Origin of the sequence: Escherichia ruysiae (genome assembly GCF_031323975.1) — a bacterium.
GTDB lineage: Bacteria > Pseudomonadota > Gammaproteobacteria > Enterobacterales > Enterobacteriaceae > Escherichia > Escherichia ruysiae.
On sequence record NZ_JAVIWS010000001.1, the window covers coordinates 406,185 to 432,479 of the forward strand.

At 46.2% G+C, this 26,295-nt stretch carries 16 protein-coding genes; 6 read left to right on the top strand and 10 right to left on the bottom strand.

The window, feature by feature from the left end:
- Positions 1–4: 4 nt before the first annotated feature.
- From gspH to RGV86_RS02260, 9 genes are all read right to left on the bottom strand, one after another.
- Positions 5–559, bottom strand: a complete 555-nt coding sequence (gene gspH / locus RGV86_RS02220; protein WP_000946124.1) for a type II secretion system minor pseudopilin GspH — start codon at positions 557–559, stop codon at positions 5–7.
- Positions 560–1,018, bottom strand: coding sequence for a type II secretion system major pseudopilin GspG (gspG, locus tag RGV86_RS02225; RefSeq protein WP_000286808.1), 459 nt, complete (start codon positions 1,016–1,018; stop codon positions 560–562).
- Positions 1,019–1,034: 16 nt separating this feature from the next.
- Positions 1,035–2,270: a type II secretion system inner membrane protein GspF gene (gspF, locus tag RGV86_RS02230; protein ID WP_001173471.1), complete on the bottom strand. Its 1,236-nt coding sequence runs from the start codon at positions 2,268–2,270 to the stop codon at positions 1,035–1,037.
- Positions 2,270–3,763, bottom strand: coding sequence for a type II secretion system ATPase GspE (gene gspE, locus RGV86_RS02235; RefSeq protein ID WP_024165167.1), 1,494 nt, complete (start codon positions 3,761–3,763; stop codon positions 2,270–2,272). Before gspE ends, gspF begins: the two co-directional genes overlap by 1 nt.
- A gap of 2 nt (positions 3,764–3,765) precedes the next feature.
- Positions 3,766–5,745: a type II secretion system secretin GspD gene (gene gspD / locus RGV86_RS02240; protein ID WP_000960770.1), complete on the bottom strand. Its 1,980-nt coding sequence runs from the start codon at positions 5,743–5,745 to the stop codon at positions 3,766–3,768.
- Positions 5,746–5,858: 113 nt separating this feature from the next.
- Positions 5,859–6,731, bottom strand: a complete 873-nt coding sequence (gene gspC, locus RGV86_RS02245; protein ID WP_238151694.1) for a type II secretion system protein GspC — start codon at positions 6,729–6,731, stop codon at positions 5,859–5,861.
- A gap of 117 nt (positions 6,732–6,848) precedes the next feature.
- Complete coding sequence (gene gspS2 / locus RGV86_RS02250) at positions 6,849–7,253, bottom strand: type II secretion system pilot lipoprotein GspS-beta (protein WP_085460725.1); 405 nt, start codon at positions 7,251–7,253, stop codon at positions 6,849–6,851.
- A 57-nt stretch (positions 7,254–7,310) separates the two neighbouring features.
- Positions 7,311–8,093 (bottom strand): prepilin peptidase, encoded by a 783-nt coding sequence (locus RGV86_RS02255; RefSeq protein WP_029365882.1) that lies wholly within the window; start codon positions 8,091–8,093, stop codon positions 7,311–7,313.
- 115 nt (positions 8,094–8,208) lie between these two features.
- The gene (locus RGV86_RS02260; protein WP_286136253.1) at positions 8,209–10,071 is read right to left on the bottom strand and encodes a metallophosphoesterase; all 1,863 of its coding nucleotides are present in this window, start codon (positions 10,069–10,071) and stop codon (positions 8,209–8,211) included.
- Between the two features lie 701 nt (positions 10,072–10,772).
- Here RGV86_RS02260 and RGV86_RS02265 point away from each other — a divergent pair.
- The gene (locus RGV86_RS02265; protein ID WP_024165164.1) at positions 10,773–11,630 is read left to right on the top strand and encodes a helix-turn-helix domain-containing protein; all 858 of its coding nucleotides are present in this window, start codon (positions 10,773–10,775) and stop codon (positions 11,628–11,630) included.
- A 149-nt stretch (positions 11,631–11,779) separates the two neighbouring features.
- Here the strand turns inward: RGV86_RS02265 and RGV86_RS02270 are convergent, their stop codons facing one another.
- Positions 11,780–16,663 (bottom strand): invasin domain 3-containing protein, encoded by a 4,884-nt coding sequence (locus RGV86_RS02270; RefSeq protein WP_137598466.1) that lies wholly within the window; start codon positions 16,661–16,663, stop codon positions 11,780–11,782.
- Positions 16,664–17,533: 870 nt separating this feature from the next.
- Here RGV86_RS02270 and gad point away from each other — a divergent pair.
- The 5 genes from gad (at position 17,534) to dosP (ending at position 26,238) form a co-directional block, all read left to right on the top strand.
- Positions 17,534–18,934 carry a glutamate decarboxylase gene (gad, locus tag RGV86_RS02275; protein WP_032225179.1) on the top strand — a complete coding sequence of 467 codons (1,401 nt, stop codon included), beginning with the start codon at positions 17,534–17,536 and terminating at the stop codon, positions 18,932–18,934.
- A 156-nt stretch (positions 18,935–19,090) separates the two neighbouring features.
- A complete protein-coding gene (gadC, locus tag RGV86_RS02280; RefSeq protein ID WP_085460728.1) occupies positions 19,091–20,626 on the top strand; it encodes an acid resistance gamma-aminobutyrate antiporter GadC in 1,536 nt (511 codons plus the stop codon).
- 130 nt (positions 20,627–20,756) lie between these two features.
- Positions 20,757–22,076: a family 10 glycosylhydrolase gene (locus RGV86_RS02285; RefSeq protein ID WP_000350415.1), complete on the top strand. Its 1,320-nt coding sequence runs from the start codon at positions 20,757–20,759 to the stop codon at positions 22,074–22,076.
- A gap of 349 nt (positions 22,077–22,425) precedes the next feature.
- Positions 22,426–23,808 (top strand): diguanylate cyclase, encoded by a 1,383-nt coding sequence (locus RGV86_RS02290; protein WP_000426304.1) that lies wholly within the window; start codon positions 22,426–22,428, stop codon positions 23,806–23,808.
- A 24-nt stretch (positions 23,809–23,832) separates the two neighbouring features.
- Positions 23,833–26,238, top strand: a complete 2,406-nt coding sequence (gene dosP / locus RGV86_RS02295; protein WP_000778561.1) for an oxygen-sensing cyclic-di-GMP phosphodiesterase DosP — start codon at positions 23,833–23,835, stop codon at positions 26,236–26,238.
- The last annotated feature ends 57 nt before the right edge of the window (positions 26,239–26,295 follow it).

Genomic DNA, 26,295 nt, shown 5'->3' on the forward strand with positions numbered 1-26,295 from the left:
GTCCCTACTCATCACAATTATCAAGAGATAACTCACCATCAGACGTCATGTTGACCGCCCAGCACGTATGCTTTTCTGGGGAATTAAACTGAAGCGCGAATGGCATAGCCGGTTCAAATGGTGTGTAACGAATTTGTGGCGTTTTCCTTTTTTCCTCTTTTTTTAACTCCAGCTCAATATCATTCAGAGTCAGACGATGGTGTTCTAGTTCCAGAATATCTTCCTTCTGCCAGATACTGCTCACTGGCAGCAATATCATATGCACCTGTTTCGGCACAGAGGACTGAGCAGCTAAACGCGTTGCAGTCACAGGCTCCCATTGACCTGAGTGATATTGCATAAACTGATAGCCTGAAGGCGTGATTAATACCCCCATCATTCGTCCCTCGATCAGAGCCCTGTCTTTAAGATGTGAAAAGAGGGTCATAAAATTCTGTGCCGCTTTTTTTGCTGGAGATATGGAGGGGAAAACAAAGGTCTGCACCACGCCTGCACTAACAAGTCCGATAAGGAAAAGCACCAGCATGATTTCTACAATGGTGAATCCGCGTCTGAGCATTTATCGCTGAAATTCCCGCAAGTTCCAGTTGCCAATGTCAGTCGCAGCTCCTTCGCCATTTTCCTGGCCATCCGCGCCTAACGTGTAAAGATCAAAGACACCTCTTTCCCCAGGGCTCAGATATTGATAATCATTGCCCCAGGGATCTTTCGGCAGGCGTTTGATGTACCCTCTGGACGAGTAATCGCTACTACTGGACGTATTTACTGGTTTCTGAAGTAATGCTTCCAGACCTTGTTCTGTCGTCGGGTATCGTCCATTGTCCAGTCGGTACATATCCAATGCATTTTCCAGCGACACGATATCACTCACCGCTTTTTGTCGATCGGCTTTCTCTTTATTTCCCAGCAAGTTTGGCACGACCAGACTGGCCAAAATACCCAGAATAACAATGACTACCATCACCTCTAACAAGGTAAATCCAGCCCGGTGTTTATGATGGCGAGGAAATGAATACATTTGATAGCTCCGTAAATTATATTCCAATCATATTGTTAAGCTGCAGCATAGGCTCAAGGACTGCGACAACGATAAATAGCACTACACCGGCCATCAACATCACCAGGGCCGGTTCAAACAGCCCTAACGCTATCCCCACCAGGGAGTCAAATTCTCGTTCCTGGTTTATTGCAGCCTGATCAAGCATTTTTTCCAGTTGGCCGCTTTGTTCTCCTGATGCAATCATATATAGCATCATTGGTGGGAACAGACCTTGTTCCGCAAGCGCGGCACGTAGACTGCTGCCTTCACGTATGCGGCTTGCGGCTTTCAGCAATTGTTGTTCGACATAGCAATTAACCGACACAGCAGCTGCAGTTTGTACCCCTTCCAGCAGTGGGACATTACTGGCCGTGAGAATACTCAACGTACGAGAGAAACGAGCAGTGTAAAGCCCCTTTGCAACCCGCCCTGCCACCGGCAGGCGTAAAAGTGTCTTATCCCAGCACAGGCGAAAGTTGGCTTTTTTTAATAACCGCTGGATGAAAAAAGACAGAAGCAGAAATCCGGCCAGCCAGTAAAGGCCACCTGACAGTAACGCATTGCTCAGAGAGATAAGCATTCGGGTAGAAGCAGGTAAATCGTGTCCCAGATAATCAAACTGCTCAATAATTTTGGGGACCACTGCCGTCAGCAAAATAGAAACCACACTAATAGCGACAACCAGCAGTACTATCGGGTAGAGCATTGCCTGTTGTAAGCGGGATTTCAGGCGCTGGCGCTGTTCCGTGTAATCCGCCAGTCGATTGAGCACCACGCCGAGATGCCCGGATTTTTCTCCGGCAGCCACCATCGAACAAAACAGAGAATCAAAGACGCGGGGATGTTCGCGCAGGCTGTCCGACAGGGTATAACCTTCCTGAATCCGGCTGCGCAATGCCATTCCCAGGCTTTTCACGTGCAGTTTTTCACTTTGCTCACTGACCGCCTGTAAGCAGGTTTCCAGCGGCATTGCGGACTGAACTAATGTTGCAAGCTGGCGTGTGAAAAGGGCAAGTTCGGCAGATGCAACACGTCGGCGTGAATGCCACTGGTGCTGTAACATCCCACGTAAGTTCTTGCCAGTAAAATCATGCAATCGTACTTCAACACGTACAGGAATCAGACCTTTTCCTCGTAACAACTGGCGTGCGTGACGTGCAGAGTCCGCTTCAATCAGACCTTTCGCTTTGTGACCATTATGCTGTAGTGCCTGATAGTAGAATAGTGCCATTACTGCTCCTCCTGAGTAACGCGTAGAACTTCCCTGAGCGTCGTTTCACCAGAAAGGACTTTTTCGATACCATTTGTCCGGATCCCGGCGGAGTACTGCCGAATATAACGCTCCATCTCCCTTTCACCTGCCTTACGATGAATCAAATTACGTAGCGTTGCGTCAACAAGAATTAATTCATGAATAGCTGTTCGCCCTCTGTATCCTTTGTGATTACATGCAGAACACCCCACCGGGTGGTACAGGATGACATCACGTGCCTCGGTAAGCCCCATAAGACGTTTTTCTTCATCGTTAGCCTGAACAGCCTGACGGCAATCTGGACATAGGGTGCGAACCAGACGTTGCGCCATCATTCCTATCAAACTGGATGAAAGTAAAAATGGTTCAATCCCCATATCTTGCAGACGGGTTATGGCTCCAATGGCAGTGTTGGTATGTAGGGTGGAAAGGACCAGGTGCCCTGTTAGAGAAGCCTGAACAGCAATTTCCGCCGTTTCGGTGTCTCGAATTTCGCCAACCATCACGACATCAGGGTCCTGGCGTAAAATCGCCCGCAGGCCACGGGCGAAGGTCATCCCAACGCGGTTATTAACTTGCGTCTGGCCTATTCCTTCAATCATATACTCAACAGGATCTTCAACTGTAAGGATGTTGCGCGTGTGGTTGTTCAACTCCTGTAAACCTGCATAGAGCGTAGTGCTTTTGCCGGAACCTGTTGGCCCAGTGACCAGAAATATGCCATGGGGGCGGTGTAAAAGTTGCCGCAGTTGCGCGGTTAGAGTGTGGTTCAGTCCGAGATACTCAAGAGAGAGGCAGGCCTGGCTTTTATCCAACAGACGAAGCACCGCCCGTTCTCCCCAGGCTGATGGCATTGTGGAGACACGTACATCAATCGCCCGACCGCCCAGTAGCAACGCGATTCGCCCATCCTGTGGAATACGTTTTTCGGCAATATCCAGGCGAGCCATCACTTTAATACGCGATACCAGCAATGAGGCCAATTTTCGTCCGGGACGTAACATTTCATGTAGCGTTCCATCAACACGAAAACGGATTACCAGACTCTTTTCAAACGTCTCAATATGTATATCGGAGGCTCCCACTTTAATTGCCTCTGCCAACATTGCGTTGATTAATTTGATGATGGGGGCATCGTCGTCACTTTCCAGAAGGTCTTCAGTTTCAGGTAGTTCCTCTGCGAGGGTAAAGAAATTCCCGGCAGAACTGATATCTTCCATAAGTTGGCGGGCCTCAGAAGAGTCCCGCTGCCATAATGCATTAAGACGCTGTTCAAATTCTGCCTCACCAATTGTCCTTAGTGTGAATGGAACGCTCAATCGACGCTGTAGTTCCTGCAAGACGGAAACTGACAGTGGATAGACATGCAAGATCTCCAGCGATGATTCACACCAGGCTATCAGGTTAAACCGACGACTAAAACTATAGGGTAATCGGACGGTACATGCGGCCGTTTCCTCTGGCACTGCCACTTTTAACCCGACCTCCCGGCATTTTGAAACGCGCGTACTTCTGCTGGTAATGACATATTCTGGGCAGGGAGTATCGGCTGAGTGGTTTCCGGCATCAGACTTATTCCTTCCTCATCCCGATAGATCTGTTCAGCGCGCATATAATTATATTTACGCTGTGAAACACCGTCTGCTGCCATACCGTCACGTAGAATTGTCGGGCGAATAAACACCATCAGATTGCGTTTTTCTTTTTTATCTGCGGTGGACTTAAACAGATGACCAATCAATGGGATATCGCCCAGAAGAGGAATTTTTGCCACGCTCTCCCCCGCTTGTTCGTCAATTAATCCACCAAGAACTATTAATTCACCATCATTGGCGAGAACGGTGGTTTTTAGTTTACGCTCACCAAACACAACATCCAGACTGGTCTGTCCTTCCACTTTCGAAACTTCCTGCTCAATGAGCATCTGGACTGCATTACCTTCGTTGATCTGTGGTGTCACCTTCAGCATGATCCCCACTTTTTTCCTTTCTACTGTATTGAAAGGATTGCTGTTATCTGACCCCACAGTGGACCCTGTTAATACAGGAACATCCTGTCCCACCATGAAGAAGGCTTCCTGGTTATCCAGGGTAGTAATGCTTGGCGTGGAGAGTACATTTGTGCTGGAATCATTTTTTATTGCCTGCATGAGTGCCATCCAGTCACCCTTTACCACGCCAACCGCAGTGCCGCTAAAACCAGAAAGCAATTGGGAAAGTGTGGAAAGATCTCCTTCAACATCAGGATTAATGGTTGTCGCACCATTTTCACTAATGACGGTTGATCCTTTCTGGGGCTTCGCTTGGGCAATTGCTGCCCCTAACGTACCAATAGGAATTTGTGTCCCATTGGCAAATTGCATTAATCCCGCATCCTTCGACGCCCACTGGACGCCAAAATTGATATTGCTTCCCTCAGCAACTTCAACAATTAACGCCTCAACATGTACCTGAGCACGACGAACATCAAGTTGTTCAATAACCTTCTGTAAAGACTGCATAATATCTTGCGGCGCAGTGACGATCAGTGCATTGCTGTGTTTACTGGCTGCAATAGAGACAATCTCGCGTTCACTGGTAGTTGTCCCTTCGGCTTCTTCTTTAGCGGCAGTCAACGTGCCGCTGACCTGTTTCAGGACATCAACTAAATCTTCCGCTTTGCTATATTTGAGATAGAACACCTGACTATTGCCGCTGCGCTCCATTTCTGAATCCAGTCGGCGTATCAGTCTGCGCATTTTGTCACGTGCGCCAACATCGCCACTAATCACTACGCTGTTAGTGCGTTCATCAGCGACAATCTGCGTTTTAGATGCTGCAGACTGGTGCTCTCCACTATTTCTGTACAGACTTTCAAGCACTCTGGCAATTTCAGACGCTGATGCATTTGTAAGGGGGATAACCTCTTCGGTTCGATTTCCCGCGTGATCTACTCTTTGAATCACCGCAGTCAAACGTTTCACAACCGATGCACGTCCGGTCAGCATAATGACATTAGATGGTTCGTAATTGACGATGTTGCCAGAACCAGCACTATCAAGCATTTGTTGCAAAACAGGGGCTAATTCACGAACAGAAACATTATGTACAGGTACTACTCTGGTAACCATTTCATCACCGCTGTAATCTCTACCGCCTTCATCAATGAGTGGCAGTGGTTCACCTTTTGCGACAACGGATTTGACGACTTTCAGCACATTGTTTTCCATAGGAACGACGGCATATCCTTGAGCTTCAAGCAGGTTAAGAAAGAGTTGGTAGTACTGGTGTTCATTCAGTGGAGTCATGGTTCGTATACTCACTCGCCCTTCAACACCAGGCCCCATCACGATGGTTTTATTAAGATTGGCTCCAACGGTTTCAACGAACGATTTGAGATCCGTATCTTTGAAATTAGCAGTGAAGGTTGTTTCATTTGCACAGACCACTGAACTGAACAATATCATTACCAGCATCAGCAGATGTATTCTTGAATTGCAAACAACTTTCTTTTTTTTACGCCAGGCAAGTGATGTAATATCACATAGAAACACGATGAATAAATCTCCGGGATTAAATAAAAATATTATTAGTGTAGGCTAATCGAAATATCTTCATACGACCCATTTCTTAAAATCGTAATTTGCATGGATGTCATGGAATAGACTTGCTGTCTCAGTTTATTTAAGGCATCTGGTGTTTTTAAATCCTGCTGATTTAAAGCAACCGCTATATCTCCCTCTTTGAAACCGCTGGCATCAAAAAGAGCACGGTCAACGCCCGGCTTAACTGTATAACCAACAACGCCCGCTTTACGCACGGGAGTAAACTGAATAAAGTTAAAAACTTCCTGCGGATCTTTTGCCAACATTTCACGCACGGTCATTGGGAGCACATTAGTCTTACGGGGAAAAGTTGACTCTGTAACAGGCAGAGTTTGTACTTTATGGACGTCGTCGTTTTCAGTTTTACTTTGATCGGTGGAGTAACTCTCATCGACCAGACGTAGACACTCAATTTTTCCCTGATGGCTTATCATCACATGATCTGGATAGATACCTGTAATAACAGCTTTATTGTTTGTCAGCGACTCACCCAGTAAAAGAACCTGCTGTTTATCCCCATCTTCAATAACAGCACCAGGTCTGGCACCCAAAGCGATACCGCGTAACTTCACATTGAGAGAGTTTTTTGTTACAGAAGCAGATTGAGGTTGATGTACGAATGCTGTTGTCGGTTGATATTTACCAAACCAATTTTGCTGTTGGATAAGCTTTAAAGATTCGGTGTTAACCATTACCGAATCCACCCTTTTTTTTTCGGTAACCGAATTGGAAACCTTCGTGTATTCTGTAGGTAAAGTGATATAACGCCAAAGTGATAGCGACATCTTTAAATAAAGGCTAAAAAGAAGTATCCAAAGCATATAGCGAACAATATTCAGAAAAAAAATTCTGTTCATATGGGAATGTTATACATAGTCTGCGCTTTGATTATTTTATTAATATATTCAATAAAGTTGCGTATAATATTACAATATTTCATTCGTGCAGGCTCAAACTCTTTGATATGATAATTATCATATTCTGCAGGTTGTACGATTCAACTTACTCTGATAGGAAGAACCTGAGGATATATCATTGATCATAATCTCATAAAGAATACCCCTGGAAATCATATTTACCACTGAAGGATCAGCACACATTTGTTGTTGAAAATTCCACAAAAACTTTTCAGGCGTTAAAATAGGTTGTGTCCCTGCTTCGCTGATAACGGTCATTGTTACTGTCGACCCACTACTACGGGCAAACGCTAATGTATAACCAGCGGATTGAACTGGCAGACTCTGACTAATATTCCGCGCCAATTCTTTAGCCAATGAACTGGCATTTTGATTATGACCTGAACATCCTGTTAACAAAATGCAAACGACACTAAAAAGTAAGTATGTTAATCTTTTATGTAATACTTCTTTTACTGACATGTTTTCAGACTCACTGATTCATTATGAAACGAGACTGCCGTCAAGAGATGAACGTTGTCACTGACACATTCTCTGGACATAGAGAGTCGCTAAACCGCCTAAACTGAGACAGGGTCCAAAGGGCAACAGGCCTGATTGGTTTCTCATAATGACGGCATACACTAAGCCACTGAGTGAAGCAATCAGTGCCACATAGGGCAATGATGATGCCCCTACCCAACCACCTAACCCGGCAAACAATAATACATCCCCCATACCCAGCGACTCTTTCCGTAGAACGATTCCAGCCCCCCATCTTAGGGAATAAAAGGAGGCGAATCCCGCAAGCACGCCAGTAACTGCTTCATGTAATGACAACGGACTTTGCTGTGTCCATGCGACAATCAGGCCTGTCCACAATATGCCCTGAGTAAATACGTCGGGTAACCATTGATGCTCAATGTCGATGAAACTCGCAGCGATCAGCAAAGCAGATAAAATCATTACCGCTACACTCCAGATATTGGCTGGCCAGACAAACCACGCAAGTAAAAAGGAGAAAGCGGTTAATAATTCGGTCAACGGATAGCGCAAACCAATTTTCTCATGGCAGTTACGGCAATATCCCTTTAGTATCAACCATGAGAATAAAGGAATAATATCGTAAACCCGCAGAGTCTGACGACAATATGGGCAGTGTGAGCGAGGTCGGGCAAGGCTAATTTTGGGTTGTGAGCTATCAATATCTCCCTGAAATTCTGCCAGTTGCTGTTTGCACATGATTGGATAACGCCAAATTACGACATTCAGAAAACTACCTGTGATAAGTCCAATAAAGAATAAAATAAAGTAAAGTGCCAAAAAAAGCCCTTATGTTAAATTATAAGCCATTAAAGACTGGGGTCTATATTTATAGACCCCACAACCATAATTATAAATTGTGATGACAAGAGAAAACATTGAATGATGAAGTTATTCAACGACAGCTAACTTGTTGCCATGCCGCATTCAATGTAGTCCCCCATGTGGCAAAACAAGTATCTTTCCTTATATTGTTTACTTTGAATATTCTTCGCTGCGGCTCCCAGACTAATCCTGTATTATTTTTAACTTCCAGAGATTCGATTGTAGAGCCTGCAGGCACAAAGTACTCCCAGGAATTACCTGCAAGTAGTTTATCGGAATTGATCGTCTCCTGTTTACCATCCTGTGTATTGTAAATTAAAGAAACAAAAGCCTCATATCCGCCGGATGTCTTTACACGTACATAAATTGGGGATGGCGCAGGTGCCTGCGGCGGTGTAATACTTTGAGAATCCTCAAGATTAACAGTGCTTATTAGTTCAGGTTCATTTGTATTATCTACTCCCTTATATATTTTTGCAGTTTGTTTAACTGTGTCGATTTCCGCTTTGAGGTAGGTACCTAATGCGCTTGAACCAGAAAGGATAAAACCGTTGCGAGTCTCGCCAACTGAATTGTGATAATGACCAGAAAATCGTAGTTTTACCTTATATTTATCAAGGAGGTTTTGTAGATTGCCGGCATCTGCATCATCACGATGCTGGTTAAAGATCACAATCTGTTTTTTCTTGTAAGCTGAATATAATTGACTTTCAAGCCATGAGTACCCCGGATCCTGATATCTCTCAATTATATAACGCATTGCCCCATTACCCCAACCACCAGATGAGTATTGGTTTAAAGATAATGGATTTTTTCGCGATTCAAAATCATTGAGCTGAATAACAAGAACATCCCCAAAATCAATAGAATATGACAAAGAACCTTTAATTGACTCAACAATATCAGGAAATAAATACCCGTAATAGTAGTGTGCGTCAAAGCTCGCTATATTTTCTTTACCATTAATATGGTGAAATAGTTTTGTTATACTCCGTATAAAACAATTGTTTTCATGACAATCATTATAGTTATTATACATGTCGTGGTTGCCTAATCCGAAATAATAAGGAATTCCCAATGTTTTGATAATATTCTCAAAGTCGTTCCATTCACTTCCATGACCATATTCAGTAAGATCACCATTAATCAACACCGCGTCGACATCAGAATGATGTCTATTAAACATCTCATATTGTTTTTTGATATTACCTTTAGAGGTCTCAGCAGAAATATTATTGCAATTGCCCTGACATACTAATTGTGGATCAGATGTTATTAAAAATGAACGTAAAGGGGATATTTTTAAACTAGACACCTTGTCATTTAAACTTGATAATGACCCAATGTTGCCATGAAAACTTATTTTATTCCCCTCAAAGTTAAAATGTTCGAAAAGAGTCCCTGTGGAATTGACTACGCTTATAGAAGATAAAGTGTCATTTTCTTTGACATTGGATATGTCATTATCTGAACACTCGCTAATATTTCTGTAATTTACATCTTTATAGAGGCAAACCTTCGGAATATAAAACGTTTGATTAGATGAAGACTCACAAACTTCAGACGTTACAGTGTTATCTTGTCTCACCGTCAGGCATTCATCTGGCTTATCATAAGGTCTGATGGTGTTTTGACTTATTGTAAACTTTTGGTTATCCTCACCATTACATTCCCAGAGTATAGCTTTGCTATCGTCATTATCTCTATTGATACTGAGACAATAATTTGTCTGAGTGGCAACTTTTATATTTCCATTTGAGTATATAAAATTCTGATTATCTCCATTATGAGGGGGAGAAAAGATGATAGCAGAACCATTAGAGAATTGGCTATCAAATACACTCATCACCAAACCTTCATGTTTAAATGGATGCGCCATCAAAATTTTTGGAAAAATCGCAAGAAACACGATAAAAGAATGTCTAATCATCATCTTTGCACTTTAATAACTATTTTAATGAGGTAAGGGATTACTAACGTTTAAAGATTTATATCTACAATATCACCATTTGACATTATCTGCTTTATTGTATTAGCTGTTAACAATTAACCTTGCCTTTTTGTTCTTGGCCTGTTCGCTTTGATATAGAAAATAAGCATACTACCGTCCATACCGTGATCTGCATACGGCCATAACAGATATGAAACAAAGTAAATTATAATTTACACGAGAGTATCAAACTCGAATTGAGAATTGTATTTATCTGTTATTTATTTATCGCATAGTATTAATATGTGATGATTTATTAAAATTGGCTATCTGAACAGAGGTGATGGTCTCACCTCAGACAACACAGGTGCACTAATGAAAAGCAAAAATTTAGCTCTGAATTCAAACGTGATTCTGCTCAACTAATTGTTGACCAGAACTACATAGTGGCATTTTCCAAAACTTTTTCTTGAAACGGGCAGCTGATTGCCAGCGATGCACAAGCTCGGTTCGCTTGACTGAGGCCTGCCAGGAGACAAACACAGGCTACGATTTGACCTCATAGCTCTAATGTACATGCTCCCTCCCCATTCCCCGACAGGCACTATCAATCGTTTTGCCTCGGGCATTTCTGTTTTTGATATACTCAAAGCCATTGTCGCCAGGAAAATGTGCAAAGTGACTAAAGATAAATGGAGAATGTTATGATCAGGCAGAAGATTTTACAGCAGCTCCTGGAGTGGATTGAGTGTAATCTCGATCACCCTATCTCAATCGAAGATATCGCACAGAAATCTGGCTACAGCAGACGCAATATTCAACTCCTGTTCAGAAACTTCATGCACATGCCCCTGGGCGCATACATCCGCAAACGAAGACTTTGTCGGGCAGCCATTCTTGTCAGACTTACTGCCAAATCAATGCTTGATATTGCGCTCTCTTTGCATTTTGATTCACAGCAGTCATTCAGTCGTGAATTTAAAAAATTGTTTGGATGTTCTCCCAGAGAATATCGGCACCGTGATTTTTGGGATCTAACAAATATTTTACCCCCGTTATTAACGCGTCAACATCAAAAGACAGATTGCACATTAATCCATCTTCCTGAAACACGTATTTTTGGCAATGCATTTAAATATGATATTGAGCTATCTAATACGCCACCAGATGAAGAAGCAAAACTGCGCCGTAATCATTTATCCCGGTGTCTGCAAAATTTGAAGATGGATATCTATTACGTCTCAGCGTATACACCATCAACAAAATCGGTAGATTTGCTCACAGTTGAAACTTTCGCCGGTACTGTATGCAACCATGCGGATACAGACATGCCAAAGGAATGGATAACGGCTGGAGGGCTTTATGCATCTTTCCGCTATGAAGGAGATTGGGAGCACTACGCGAACTGGGTGCGGAATCTCTATCTGATAGAACTGCCTGCCAGGGGGTTAGTCAGAGTCAACGGCAGTGATATTGAGCGATTTTACTACGATAAAACTTTCGTAGAAAAGGATAGCAATTATGTTGTTTGCGAAATTTTCATCCCCGTTCGCCCAGCTTAGTTTGTCTCTGTGTCACATTCTCACATTAAGGATTACCCTACCCTGCTACCGTCTAATCAGTATCAGGGTAGGTATTTAGTGGAATAATGGCGTTGAGAATGTCAACGCCATTATTCTTTATTACAGCGAGTTTTTCATTCCGGGGACAATTATTTTACGACCTCCTCACCCTCTTCAGTAGCAGCTTTCACAGCGTTAATTGTCACCGTCACAGGCTGTATTTCGTACCCGCCATACGTCAGAGTGTTGAATGTAAATGTATATTCCCCTGGCTTAGTGGTACTGAATTTACGCGTGATTTTCCCGTTCACGAAATGGTCAGCTTTCGACGGCAAGAACTGGTAATCATTCTCCGTCACGCCTTCCGGAGCCTTAATGTCGACCCACATATTTCCCCCAACAGGGTTGCCAGCCGACATCAGAGTAACATCCAGCGTTGCGGTCGCCACTCCGTCTGCTACCAGTTCTTTTACATCAGATGATGCAGCAAGTACTGCATTTTTATCATCCGCAACGAATCTGGATTCGGCAGTTTTCGTCGATACCTGACCGTCGGTCCGATTCACTTTCGCTGTTAGCGTATATATCGCCGCTTTAGTGGTAGAAGCGGTGAATATAGCCTGCCCTTGCTCATTAGTTGTTGCAGTCCCGTTCGGCTCCAGATCTAATGTTGTCGGGCTGGCGGTCAGCGTCACTTCACTACCTTGCACAAGGTTGTTATTGGCATCAGTAACCGTAACTTTATAAGTCTGTTTGGCTTTACCATCTGCCAGTGCGCGGTTGCCAATCACCTCAATACTCGAGATGGTTGCCGTAGCCTTGTCAGCCACAAACGTGATGCTCTGCGCATCCGACATCTGGTCATTTCCTGCCGTTGCGGTGATTGCATACGTTCCCGCAATCACAGAAACGACTCGCAGCTCGGCTTTACCTTCATCGCTGGTCTTCACCCAGGTACTCTCGTCATTAAGCGGTGTGACGCCCCGAGGCAGATTAAAGGCGACCATAGTTCCGGGAACAGGGTTGCCGTTTTTATCCTCAACAGTTGCCGTCAGCGTAAAGGCATCTTTGCCGTTTGCTGCTTTTTGATCGACGGTATCAACCTGAAGGCTTGCCTGACCGGTTTTGGCATCCGCTTTGAACTTCACCGTGGCAGTCTTCTGATTTTTATTCACCGAGACTGTGATTGTGTGTTCCCCGGCAACTGTGGACATCAGCTCAATATCGGCTTTACCTGCCGCATTCGTTGTTACCGTATTCCCTGTCTTGCTGCTCACTCCCTCAGGCAGAGTCAGTGTTACCGTTTGATCCTGCAACGGGTTACCATAGGAATCTGTTACGGTCAGGGTAACCTTGTTGGCGGACTGTCCATCAGCCAGTTGGTTATCAACATTCACTGAAATATCGTGAATGTTAGCCTCAGAAGCGTTACCCACAACGTTCAGCAGTAGTGGTTTCGAAGCAGCATCTTTGCCATTCACTCGAGGCCAGATAACCAGTTGACCGGCTGCAGAGCCTGTGGTTAACGTCGTAACATAGGTGCCATTGCTTTGTTCCGTCCAGGTTCCTGCCGAAGGTTGTTCCGTCCCTGTGCTGGCTACGCCACTAAATTCTGGAGCATCAGGTTTCAGACCACTTACAGGGTTACCGTTCGCATCCTTCGCCGTGAAGGTCAATTGTGTCGTCGTTTTGATCATCGGGGCTTCATTATCTGCAACAAGCGTGGAGTTCACTAACGACATCTCCCCGGCGGCGATGGTGACAGAAACCGCCTGCTTCAGAGCATCAGCGCCATCAACGCGCGGCATGATGGTCAGCTCACCAACTCCCGTTGCGCCAGCAGTCAGCATCGCCGTATAGGTTCCATTGCCCTTCTCCGTCCACTGACTGACGGATGGGCGCTGCTGGTTGACGTTGTATGCATCACCACCAAATTGCGGTGTTTCCGGTGTAATACCGGTGATTGCGTTGCCGAATTTATCCTTCACAGTCAGCGTCAGCGTGATGCTTTCGCCTGCGGTAATCGACGTTTTTGATACGGTCATTTCCGAGTGGTCAACCGCAATAGTCCCCGCTTTAACGTTAACCGGAGTTGCCTGTGCTGTAGCGTTTTTGCCATCGATCTGCGGCATAATGTTCAGCGCGCCTGCCCGCGTTCCCGAACGCAGAACAGCCGTGTATTCGCCGTTGCCTTTATGGCTCCAGCCTGTAACTGAACTACCAGACGCAGCGTCACCGGAAAGCGATGCGCCAAGTTTAGCGGTGTCAATATCGGTAAGCGCGTTTCCAAACTGGTCTCTGGCGGAGAAAGTCAGTTCCGTCGTGCTTTCAATAGCAAGATTGGCATCTTTTACTGTCAGCGTTGAAGTAGAAACTGCCTGATCCCCCGCGACAACAGTCAACTGCGCGGCGTCGGTGGCTGCTGGCTGGCCATTGAATAGCGGCATGATGTGAAGATCACCCGTCTTTCCGCCGGTGGTCAGCGTAGCAACATAGGAACCGTCACCTTTCTCAGTCCAACTGGAAACGCTCGCCCCTTCAGACGCAGCTCCCGTCAGACTTGTCGACAGGGAAAGACCGCTGATTGCGTTACCATGCGCATCTTTTGCCACAAGCGTCACAGTCGTGCTTTCCCCTGCTTTTACGCGATCCGCTGCAACGGATACTTTCGACTGGCCTGAAGATAAAGCATCAGCTACCACAGTCACTTTCGCCGCATTAGCTGCAGCATCCTGACCGTTGATCTTCGGCATAACAATTAATTCACCCGCCGTAGTACCCAGAGAAATCTGCGCAGTCCACGTCCCGTCGCCATTATCCGTCCAGCCTGAAACGGAAGAACCCGCAGCGGCAGTCCCCGTTAATGACGGTGTATCTGGAGTGAGACCGGTCACCGGGTTGTCATAGGCATCTTTTGCTGCCCAGATAGCTGTAAGCGTGCCACCAACTACCGGTTTATCCGGGTTCAGGGTGATGGTTGAATGCGCTGTATCAAGCGGTCCGGCGACAAACTTCAGCGTTTGTTGTAACGTTCCCAACTGATACTGCTCGCTAAAAGCACGCACAACAATGTTTCCGGCGCGGGTTGAAGAAACCGTGGCGCTGTAAACCCCTGGGTTTATCTCCGAAATGCTGCCAATGGTAACGCCATTGCTGTCCTGTGGAACAAATCGCAGGCGGCTGGCTTCTCCCGTTACAGGGTTGCCATCGGTATCCACGGCAGTAAGCGTCAGCGTGTAGGATTGCTGACCATTGGCAACCACGTCACCTGACGGCTCATTCACGCTCAGAGTCGATTTTGTCACATCCATCATAGTGGCACGCAGTTCAGCAGTGACGGTTTTGCTCATGCCATCAACGCTCACCGTAATGGTTGCTTCACCTGATTGCGTACCGGTGGTGAAGACCGACTGGTACACCCCGGCTTCTGTTTCGGTGATCTCCCCCAGAGTTGGTTGCGCCTGTGATTTAGCAGACTTAATGCCCCGCGTTACGATGTTTCCGGCAGGTTTAAACGTCAGTTCAGTTTTGATCTGATCTTTCATACCCGTGATTGGCTGCCCTTCGGCGTCTCGCAGAGACAGAACCAGCGGCTTTTGCGCACTCCCGTTAGCAAGCATTTGGATACGGCTCTGACCGTCAAGCGTTAACGTAGTGCGATCGGCGCTCATACCTGCCCCGGTGATAACCACCTCAGTCTGTACGCGTTTTGAGGCATTGCCTTTGTTATCGTATGCGACCGCAGAAATTGCGTAATAATTGTCTTTGCCTGCCTGATAAGCCGGGAGCGTCACTTGCCACTGGTTACCCTGACCGGTAATTTTACCGCCTGCAGCCAGCAAGGACGGCGCTTCCCATTGCACATTTTTCAGACCGTGAGTTGCTTTGCTGACTACAAGACCAAGCGAAACCGTCTGTCCGCCCTTACCTTCAATACGATCAGGGAGAGCAATACGGATCACCTCAGCTTTGCGATACTCAAGAACAATATTGTTATTACGTTCAACCAGATCATAACGGCTGCCTGCGAGTACCCGACGCTCGCGAATGCTATCCGTATCGAGTTGTTTCTCCAGAGGCTCGCCAAACCGGTAGTTAACTTCCAGGCCAAAGCGAGTGTCATTCTGACCGCTCTTGCCCTGCTTGTGCTCTGCACTCAGTGTCAGAAGAGGCACTGGCGTATAGTTCACCTCAGCAGAAATGGCATGTGGGTCTTTCTGGCGCTTATCTTTACCAAACAGCCCTACCTCATCGCCATAATATTGTTCATACATCAGGCTTGCGCCAAACTGCGGCCATGCCGGTAAATATCCCTCTGCGCGGATATCCCAACCATTAGCCGGACGCTCTTGATAATCCTCAATATCCGGCGATTTTTTCCAGCCAGAAGCCCGAATATAACCATTGGCACTCAGTTTCAGATAATCGCGCCAGTATTCCGCACCAACGCCAATACGGGTATGACTACGGGATAAATCATGATCGATAAATGTGTTCAGCCCCGCCATCCAGTCATTGCCTGAAAAATGACGCCAGCCGAAACCAATATTTGACTGAGTACGATCGTCGGTACGATGTATTGCCCCCTGAGTGAACAGCATGTCTGAAGGCGTATCATAAATCGGATAAAGCATTTCCAGCGAAGAGTCCTTCAGCGAGAAATCTTTATCGACATTCAATTTGACACGCGCCGTACCATATTTTCCAAGCCACTCCTGGATTTCCTGGGTAGCCTTAGCTGTGGCCATTCCGGTAACAAAATTGCGTGTCGCATCGCTATCCGGCTGACTGCTTAAAAATTTACCGGCATTCGCGGCAAACGACGCGATATTTTTTTCTGCATTATTGTCAGTCGCAACCGCAGTATTTTCCGTACTTAGACGAGGCAGAGCCGCTCGCGCCGTCATTGTCGGCGTAAAGGTGACAGCCAGTGGAAAAAGAACCTGAATAGAGATGTTTGCCCACGCCACGCAGTGAGCCAGGGCTGAATAACGAAAGCGTGGTTGTTTATTAGCTTTTTTAAAACGTGACATTGAGATAATTTCCTGATGAACGAATTAACGAACATAAGCAAACGCAAATAAAATGTTTGCTTGTCAGAAAAACCGGGTATTTCCCGGTTTCCTTTTCCGCAGAAAAGGAAATACCTTTATGAAAGAAAGCGCATCGCCACCCTGAATATTCAGTGGTTGCAATAACTCGTCTGGTGACAGGGCCGGGATTATATTTTTGTTTGTAAATATGAATTTAGCTTTTTGTGCAAGAGCTAATATAAAGGGGCAAGTTCTATTGGATGCTGACTAAATTATGGTTACCTGGTTATTTAGAATTGGATTGTTTAGGTATCGTTACTGGCCTTTTATAGCGGAAAGGCATTTCAGTCAAAATAAGTCAATAAGCCTTCGGTGGTATGCCAATCCTCATTTATAGTCATGTGTTCTTCGATTAGGAAATATCTTAATCACTCGCGATAGACATTACTTAATTTTTCGCATAGTCATTATCTGCATACATCTATACTGGACTATTGCTGAAGGAATAAAAACCTCACCCGCCAGCATGGTTGGCAGAGATTTCAGTAATAACCTTTGTTATTTGACAATCTTATCCATCGCTTTCATAAATTAATGACGAGCGAATAATGATATTTTACGAGCTGATTTTTATGTGATAATCATGGCGCGTAGTAAAATCACAGAAAAATAACAACATATCACTCAAAACCCCTTATCGGAAACTGTTGTATCTCATTGTAATTAATTATGAAAAATACACTGCACTTATTCCGAAAATCAAAAATCGGTTAGGATTTTGTTATTTAAAACCCAAGCCATTACGCTTGCTTACTTTATCGATAAATCCTACTTTTTTTAATGCGATCCAATCATTTTAAGGAGTTTGAAATGGATAAGAAGCAAGTAACGGATTTAAGGTCAGAACTACTCGATTCACGTTTTGGTGCGAAATCTATTTCCACTATCGCGGAATCTAAACGTTTTCCGCTGCACGAAATGCGCGATGACATCGCATTCCAGATTATCAATGATGAATTATACCTGGATGGCAATGCCCGACAAAACCTTGCCACATTTTGCCAGACCTGGGACGACGAAAATGTTCATAAGCTGATGGATCTGTCGATCAACAAAAACTGGATCGATAAAGAAGAATATCCGCAGTCCGCAGCTATTGACCTGCGTTGTGTAAACATGGTTGCCGACCTGTGGCACGCGCCTGCGCCGAAAAACGGTCAGGCCGTTGGCACCAACACCATTGGTTCTTCCGAGGCCTGTATGCTCGGCGGGATGGCAATGAAATGGCGTTGGCGCAAACGAATGGAAGCCGCAGGTAAACCGACCGATAAACCCAACCTGGTGTGCGGGCCGGTGCAAATCTGCTGGCATAAATTTGCCCGCTACTGGGATGTGGAACTGCGCGAGATCCCTATGCGCCCCGGTCAGTTGTTCATGGATCCGAAACGCATGATTGAAGCCTGCGACGAAAACACCATCGGCGTGGTGCCGACTTTTGGTGTGACCTACACCGGTAACTATGAGTTCCCGCAACCGCTGCACGATGCGCTGGATAAATTCCAGGCCGACACCGGTATCGACATCGACATGCACATCGACGCCGCCAGCGGTGGCTTCCTGGCACCGTTCGTGGCTCCGGATATTGTCTGGGACTTCCGCCTGCCGCGCGTGAAATCGATCAGTGCTTCAGGTCATAAATTTGGTCTGGCTCCGCTGGGCTGCGGCTGGGTTATCTGGCGTGATGAAGAAGCACTGCCGAAAGAACTGGTGTTCAACGTTGACTATCTCGGCGGTCAGATTGGGACTTTCGCTATCAACTTCTCTCGCCCTGCCGGTCAGGTAATTGCGCAATACTATGAATTCCTGCGCCTTGGTCGCGAAGGCTACACCAAAGTACAAAACGCCTCTTACCAGGTCGCCACTTACCTGGCGGATGAAATCGCTAAACTGGGGCCGTATGAGTTCATCTGTACAGGTCGCCCGGACGAAGGTATCCCAGCGGTCTGCTTCAAACTGAAAGACGGGGAAAATCCGGGATACACCCTGTATGACCTCTCTGAACGTCTGCGTCTGCGCGGCTGGCAGGTTCCGGCCTTTACCCTCGGCGGTGAAGCCACCGACATTGTGGTGATGCGTATTATGTGCCGTCGTGGTTTCGAAATGGACTTCGCTGAACTGTTGCTGGAAGACTACAAAGCCTCCCTGAAATATCTCAGCGATCACCCGAAACTGCAGGGTATTGCTCAGCAGAACAGCTTTAAACATACCTGATAACGTTTAAGTGGTAACGGTGTCCCGGAACGCTCTCGTTTCGGGACAAATTCCAAAGTCTGTTCACTGGCATTAGCAATGGAAAATATTGCTCTGAATACGCTTCAGAACAAGACAGGCGCGGTTCCGACAGGAATACCGTTTTAGGGGGAAAATATGGCTACATCAGTACAGACAGGTAAAGCTAAGCAGCTAACATTACTTGGGTTCTTCGCTATTACGGCATCGATGGTAATGGCTGTTTATGAATACCCTACCTTTGCAACATCCGGTTTTTCATTAGTTTTCTTCCTGCTATTAGGCGGGATTTTATGGTTTATCCCCGTTGGACTCTGTGCTGCGGAAATGGCTACCGTGGACGGTTGGGAGGAAGGCGGCGTTTTCGCCTGGGTATCGAATACCCTGGGGTTAAAATGGGGATTTGCAGCGATCTCATTTGGCTATCTGCAAATCGCTATCGGCTTTATTCCGATGCTCTATTTCGTGTTAGGGGCACTCTCCTACATTCTTAAATGGCCAGCACTGAATGAAGACCCGGTAACAAAAACCATTGCGGCACTCATCATTCTTTGGGTTCTGGCATTAACTCAGTTTGGCGGTACTAAATATACAGCGCGAATTGCTAAAGTCGGCTTCTTTGCCGGTATCCTGTTACCCGCATTTATTTTGATTGCATTAGCGGCGATTTACCTGCACTCCGGTGCGCCAGTTGCTATCGAAATGGATGCAAAAACCCTCTTCCCGGATTTCTCTAAAGTTGGCACCCTGGTTGTGTTTGTCGCCTTCATATTGAGTTATATGGGTGTAGAAGCCTCCGCAACCCACGTCAATGAAATGAGCAATCCGGGGCGAGATTATCCGCTGGCAATGTTATTGCTGATGGTGGCGGCAATCTGTTTAAGCTCGGTTGGTGGTTTGTCCATTGCGATGGTCATTCCGGGTAATGAAATCAATCTGTCCGCTGGGGTAATGCAAACCTTTACCGTTCTGATGTCCCATGTGGCACCGGAAATTGAGTGGACGGTTCGCGTGATCTCCGCACTGCTGCTGCTGGGTGTTCTGGCAGAAATCGCCTCCTGGATTGTCGGTCCTTCTCGCGGGATGTATGTCACAGCGCAGAAAAACCTGCTACCTCCAGCGTTCGCCAAAATGAACAAAAATGGCGTGCCGGTCACTCTGGTTATTTCTCAGCTAGTGATTACCTCTATCGCCTTGATTATCCTCACCAATACCGGTGGTGGTAACAACATGTCCTTCCTGATCGCACTGGCGCTGACGGTGGTGATTTATCTGTGTGCTTATTTCATGCTGTTTATTGGCTACATTGTGTTAGTCCTTAAACATCCTGACTTAAAACGCACATTTAATATTCCTGGTGGTAAAGGCGTGAAACTGGTTGTGGCTATTGTCGGCCTGCTGACCTCAATCATGGCGTTTATTGTTTCCTTCCTGCCGCCGGATAATATCCAGGGTGACTCTACCGATATGTATGTCGAATTACTGGTCGTTAGCTTCCTGGTGGTACTTGCCCTGCCCTTTATTCTCTATGCCATCCACGATCGTAAAGGCAAAGCGAATACCGGTGTGACACTGGAGCCAATTAACAGCCAGAACGCACCGAAAGGTCACTTCTTCCTGCATCCACGTGCTCGTTCACCGCACTATATAGTGATGAATGACAAGAAACATTAACCATCTCTGAAGGGGATAGGACAAGGGAGCGATAGTTAATCGCTCCCTTTTTCGTACCTGTTATCGTATTGACTTGCCCCAGATAAGTACGAGAATGAGCAACACATCTGTTTACCGGAAACCAGCATATATGGATATCTGCTCCCGAAACGTGAAATTAACGATCAAAAAGCCAGCCACACTCGTTGCTCTGGCTCTTTTACTGTGTAGTTGTAAGACCACACCGCCAACGCCAATAACTACACCACCAGCAGGTTCAAAACCACCAGCGACAACACATCAACCAGCGCAGCCGATGCGAGGTATCTGGCTGGCTACTGTCTCTCGCCTCGACTGGCCCCCCGTTTCCTCGGTTAATATCAGTAACCCCACCAGCCGAGCCCGCGCACAACAACAGGCGATGATTGACAAGTTAGATCATCTACAACGTCTCGGCATAAATACGGTCTTTTTCCAGGTAAAGCCCGATGGTACAGCCCTTTGGCCATCGAAAATTTTACCGTGGTCCGATCTTCTGACCGGCAAGATTGGTGAAGATCCAGGTTACGATCCGCTGCAATTTATGCTCGACGAAGCCCACAAGCGTGGGATGAAAGTGCACGCATGGTTTAATCCCTACCGCGTGTCGGTTAATACAAAACCCGGAACTATCAGGGAATTGAATAGCACCCTGTCACAGCAACCAGCCAGTGTCTACGTGCAGCATCGCGACTGGATCAGAACGTCGGGCGACCGTTTTGTTCTCGACCCTGGTATCCCTGAGGTTCAGGATTGGATCACATCAATAGTTGCGGAAGTGGTTTCCCGTTATCCGATAGATGGCGTGCAGTTCGACGATTATTTCTATACTGAATCACCGGGTTCGCTGCTGAACGATAACGAGACGTACCGCAAATATGGGAGAGCTTTTGCATCAAAAGCAGACTGGCGGCGCAACAATACTCAGCAATTAATTGCAAAGGTATCGCACACCATCAAAAGCATTAAGCCTGAGGTTGAATTTGGCGTTAGCCCGGCGGGCGTCTGGCGCAACCGATCACACGATCCGCTCGGTTCCGATACACGAGGCGCAGCAGCCTATGACGAATCCTATGCAGATACCCGCCGTTGGGTAGAACATGGTTTACTGGATTATATTGCCCCACAAATTTACTGGCCTTTCTCACGTAGCGCAGCACGCTATGACGTACTGGCAAAATGGTGGGCAGATGTCGTCAAACCGACCAAAACCCGTCTATATATCGGTATTGCCTTCTATAAAGTGGGTGAACCCTCAAAGATAGAACCTGACTGGATGGTTAACGGCGGCGTGCCAGAACTAAAAAAGCAGCTTGATCTTAACGATGCTGTACCCGAAATTAGCGGCACGATTCTGTTCCGCGAAGATTACCTTAATAAGCCACAGACCCAACAAGCCGTTAGTTATCTGCAAAGTCGTTGGGGTAGTTAAACGCCCTCTTTTACTGTGTCATGCCGGTGATGCAAGCACCGGCATGACACCCTGCAAAATGCCGTAACCTCTTAAATAAAATTATCTCCATATAAGCAAATTGCTACAATCCTCTGATTAATTAGTATCAACATGAAAAACAATACGATATTCGTCACCACCGAAAAATAATCACGATGGGCTATACTCTTCAGAAGAACAGTAGCGTAGATTAAAACTGTCTAATCCGTTTATTTCTTTTCATTATATCCTCATATTTCAGGAGAATATGGTGCGATAAGTCTGTCCAGTATGTTGCGTTTCGTTTTTTGATCCCATCTGCCTTTCCAGTCGTATAAGGGGCTGAATTATGGAGATGTACTTTAAAAGAATGAAAGATGAGTGGACTGGATTAGTTACCCAGGCTTCCCCTCTCATTCGCGCTAAAGCCGCAGAAATTGCTGTTGCACATGCCCATTACCTGAGCAATGAGTTTTATCGTATTGTACGCACAGACCCACATGCCGAAGAGTTTTTGAGTAACGAACAGGTTGAAAGGCAACTTAAAAGTGCTCTGGAAACATGGATTATCGATGTGCTCTCTGCTCAAGCGGACGATGTTGATAGGCTTATACAAATCCAACATACCGTGGCCGAAGTACATGCCCGTATCGGCATTCCCGTAGAAATCGTTGAGATGGGTTTTCGTGTATTGAAGAAAATCCTCTATCCAGCGATATTTTCCTCTGATTATTCGCCAGCGGATAAACTTCAGGTTTATCATTTTTCGATTAACAGTATTGATATAGCCATGGAAGTTATGACCCGGGCGTTTACCTTTAGCGACAGTAGTGCGGCTAAAGAAGACGAGAATTATCGTATCTTCTCACTACTTGAAAATGCCGAAGAAGAAAAAGAACGGCAAATAGCCTCATTACTTTCATGGGAATTAGATGTTATTTATAAAGTCCTGTTGGATTCTGATTTAGGCAGCAGCTTACCGTTAAGCCAGGCTGATTTTGGCTTATGGTTTAACCATAAAGGTCGGCATTATTTTAGCGGTATTGCCGAAGTCGGTCATATCTCCCGCCTTATTCAGGATTTCGACGGGGTTTTTAATCAGACAATACTCCATGCCAAGAATCTGAGTAACAAAACTCTGCGAGTGAAGTTTTTATTGCAGATACGAAATACCGTATCGCAAATTACAACCTTATTGCGAGAACTGTTTGAAGAAGTTTCTCGCCATGAAGTGGGAATGGATGTGTTGACTAAGCTACTTAACCGCCGTTTCCTGCCGACTATCTTCAAACGTGAAATTGCCCATGCCAATCGGGCTGGCACGCCGTTATCTGTTCTCATCATCGATGTTGATAAATTCAAAGAGATCAATGATACATGGGGACATAACACCGGCGACGAAATTCTGCGTAAAGTCTCGCAGGCGTTTTACGACAACGTCCGTAGTAGTGATTATGTTTTCCGCTACGGTGGTGATGAATTTATCATTGTACTGACGGAAGCCTCAGAAACTGACACTTTACGTACCGCAGAACGTATTCGCAGTCGGGTAGAAAAAACCAAACTGAAAGCTGCAAACGGCGAAGATATTTACCTCTCTCTGTCCATTGGTGCCGCCATGTTTAATGGACATCCGGATTATGAACGTTTAATTCAAATAGCCGACGAAGCTCTGTATATCGCCAAAAGACGAGGTAGAAACCGTGTTGAACTCTGGAAAGCCAGTCTTTAGATTCACCCGGATGCAGAGGTAATCATGAAGCTAACCGATGCAGAAAATGCCGCTGACGGCATTTTTTTCCCCGCGCTTGAGCAAAATATGATGGGCGCGGTGTTAATCAACGAAAATGATGAAGTCATGTTTTTCAACCCCGCTGCAGAGAAGCTTTGGGGATATAAACGCGAAGAGGTCATTGGCAATAACATCGATATGCTGATTCCCCATAATTTGCGCCCAGCACACCCTGAATACATCCGGCATAACCGCGAAGGAGGTAAAGCGCGTGTCGAAGGAATGAGCCGGGAATTGCAGCTGGAGAAAAAAGATGGCAGTAAAATATGGACACGATTTGCCCTGTCAAAAGTGACTGCCGAGGGGAAAATTTATTACCTGGCGCTGGTGCGAGATGCCAGCGTTGAAATGGCGCAGAAAGAACAGACCCGGCAGTTGCTCATTGCCGTGGATCATCTCGACCGACCTGTGATTGTGCTTGATCCTGAGCGTCATATCGTTCAGTGCAATCGCGCGTTTACAGAAATGTTCGGCTATTGCATCAGCGAAGCCAGCGGTATGCAGCCCGATGCGCTGCTTAACATTCCTGAATACCCGACAGATAACCGCATCCGCTTACAGCAGCTTTTGTGGAAAACCTCCCGCGATCAAGATGAATTTTTGCTATTAACGCGCACGGGTGAAAATATCTGGATTAAAGCGTCTATCAGTCCGGTCTATGACGTGCTTGCTCATCTACAAAATCTGGTAATGACCTTCTCAGATATCACCGAAGAACGGCAAATCCGCCAGCTGGAAGGCAACATCCTCGCCGCCATGTGCAGCAGCCCACCGTTTCACGAAATGGGTGAAATCATTTGCCGTAATATTGAAGCCATTCTTCATGAATCGCATGTGTCACTGTATGCATTGCGTAATGGGATGCCAGTGCATTGGGCGTCGTCCTCTCATGGGACAGAAGTAAAGAATGCACAAAGCTGGGCTGTTACCATTCGCCAGCGCGATGGCGCACCAGCGGGAGTTCTGCAAATCAAGACGGCTGCAGGGACAGAAACCAGTGCATTTGTCGAACGCGTGGCAGACATCAGCCAGCATATGGCCGCACTGGCGCTGGAACAGGAGAAAAGCCGCCAGCACATCGAACAGCTAATCCAGTTTGATCCGATGACCGGTCTGCCAAATCGCAATAATCTGCACAATTACCTCGATGACCTTGTCGATAGAGCTGTATCTCCGGTGGTTTATCTTATTGGCGTCGACCATATTCAGGATGTGATCGACAGCCTCGGCTATGCGTGGGCCGATCAGGCATTGTTAGAAGTCGTTAATCGCTTTCGCGAAAAACTCAAACCCGACCAGTATCTCTGCCGCGTTGAAGGTGCACAGTTTGTCCTCATTAGTCTGGAGGATGAAGTCAGCAACATTACCCAAATCGCTGATGAGCTACGCAACGTCGTTAGCAAACCGGTCATCATTGACAATCAGCCTTTTCCTTTAACCTTAAGTATTGGTATCAGTTACGACGTTGGCAAAAACCGTGACTACCTGCTTTCTACCGCCCACAATGCGATGGATTTCATTCGCAAAAACGGCGGTAACGGCTGGCAGTTCTTTAGCCCGACAATGAACGAGATGGTTAAAGAGCGGTTGATATTAGGCGCGGCGCTGAAAGAAGCAATCAGCAACAACCAGTTGAAGCTGGTTTACCAGCCGCAGATCTTCGCCGAAACGGGCGAACTGTATGGTATTGAAGCTCTTGCTCGCTGGTATGACCCGCAGCATGGACATGTTCCCCCTTCCCGGTTTATTCCCCTCGCAGAAGAGATTGGTGAAATTGAAAATATTGGTCGTTGGGTAATTGCTGAAGCCTGTCGCCAGTTAGCAGAATGGCGAAGCCAGAATATTCATATCCCGGCGTTATCCGTAAACTTATCTGCGCTGCATTTTCGCAGTAATCAGCTACCCAATCAGGTTTGCGATGCGATGGAAGCCTGGCAGATTGACGGCCACCAGCTGACGGTGGAAATCACTGAAAGCATGATGATGGAACACGATACGGAGATCTTTAAACGCATCCAGATCCTGCGGGATATGGGCGTAGGTTTATCTGTCGACGATTTCGGTACAGGCTTTTCCGGCCTGTCACGCTTAGTCAGCCTGCCGGTAACGGAAATTAAAATCGATAAAAGTTTTGTCGATCGTTGCCTGAGCGAAAAACGCATCCGTGCCTTATTAGAAGCCATTACCAGCATTGGGCAAAGCCTGAACTTAACCGTAGTGGCAGAAGGTGTGGAAACGAAAGAACAGTTTGAGATGTTACGCAAGATTCACTGCCCCGTGATTCAGGGCTATTTCTTCTCACGTCCTTTGCCCGCTGAGGAGATCCCTGGCTGGATGTCTACTACGCTACCGCTTCAAATCGACGCTTAGTACATCTTGCCCGCGCAGGCGGGCAAGATTTCACGTATTCATATTCCGCCATTCGCC

Excerpts from the sequence above, each read along its gene's own strand:
- gspC (WP_238151694.1), bottom strand. The coding sequence starts at position 6,731 with ATGAACAGAATTTTTTTTCTGAATATTGTTCGCTATATGCTTTGGATA.
- RGV86_RS02285 (WP_000350415.1), top strand. The coding sequence starts at position 20,757 with ATGGATATCTGCTCCCGAAACGTGAAATTAACGATCAAAAAGCCAGCC.
- gspD (WP_000960770.1), bottom strand. The coding sequence starts at position 5,745 with ATGCTGGTAATGATATTGTTCAGTTCAGTGGTCTGTGCAAATGAAACA.
- RGV86_RS02265 (WP_024165164.1), top strand. The coding sequence starts at position 10,773 with ATGATCAGGCAGAAGATTTTACAGCAGCTCCTGGAGTGGATTGAGTGT.
- dosP (WP_000778561.1), top strand. The coding sequence starts at position 23,833 with ATGAAGCTAACCGATGCAGAAAATGCCGCTGACGGCATTTTTTTCCCC.
- gspG (WP_000286808.1), bottom strand. The coding sequence starts at position 1,018 with ATGTATTCATTTCCTCGCCATCATAAACACCGGGCTGGATTTACCTTG.
- RGV86_RS02270 (WP_137598466.1), bottom strand. The coding sequence starts at position 16,663 with ATGTCACGTTTTAAAAAAGCTAATAAACAACCACGCTTTCGTTATTCA.
- gspH (WP_000946124.1), bottom strand. The coding sequence starts at position 559 with ATGCTCAGACGCGGATTCACCATTGTAGAAATCATGCTGGTGCTTTTC.
- gspF (WP_001173471.1), bottom strand. The coding sequence starts at position 2,270 with ATGGCACTATTCTACTATCAGGCACTACAGCATAATGGTCACAAAGCG.
- RGV86_RS02290 (WP_000426304.1), top strand. The coding sequence starts at position 22,426 with ATGGAGATGTACTTTAAAAGAATGAAAGATGAGTGGACTGGATTAGTT.
- gadC (WP_085460728.1), top strand. The coding sequence starts at position 19,091 with ATGGCTACATCAGTACAGACAGGTAAAGCTAAGCAGCTAACATTACTT.
- gad (WP_032225179.1), top strand. The coding sequence starts at position 17,534 with ATGGATAAGAAGCAAGTAACGGATTTAAGGTCAGAACTACTCGATTCA.
- gspS2 (WP_085460725.1), bottom strand. The coding sequence starts at position 7,253 with ATGTCAGTAAAAGAAGTATTACATAAAAGATTAACATACTTACTTTTT.
- RGV86_RS02260 (WP_286136253.1), bottom strand. The coding sequence starts at position 10,071 with ATGATGATTAGACATTCTTTTATCGTGTTTCTTGCGATTTTTCCAAAA.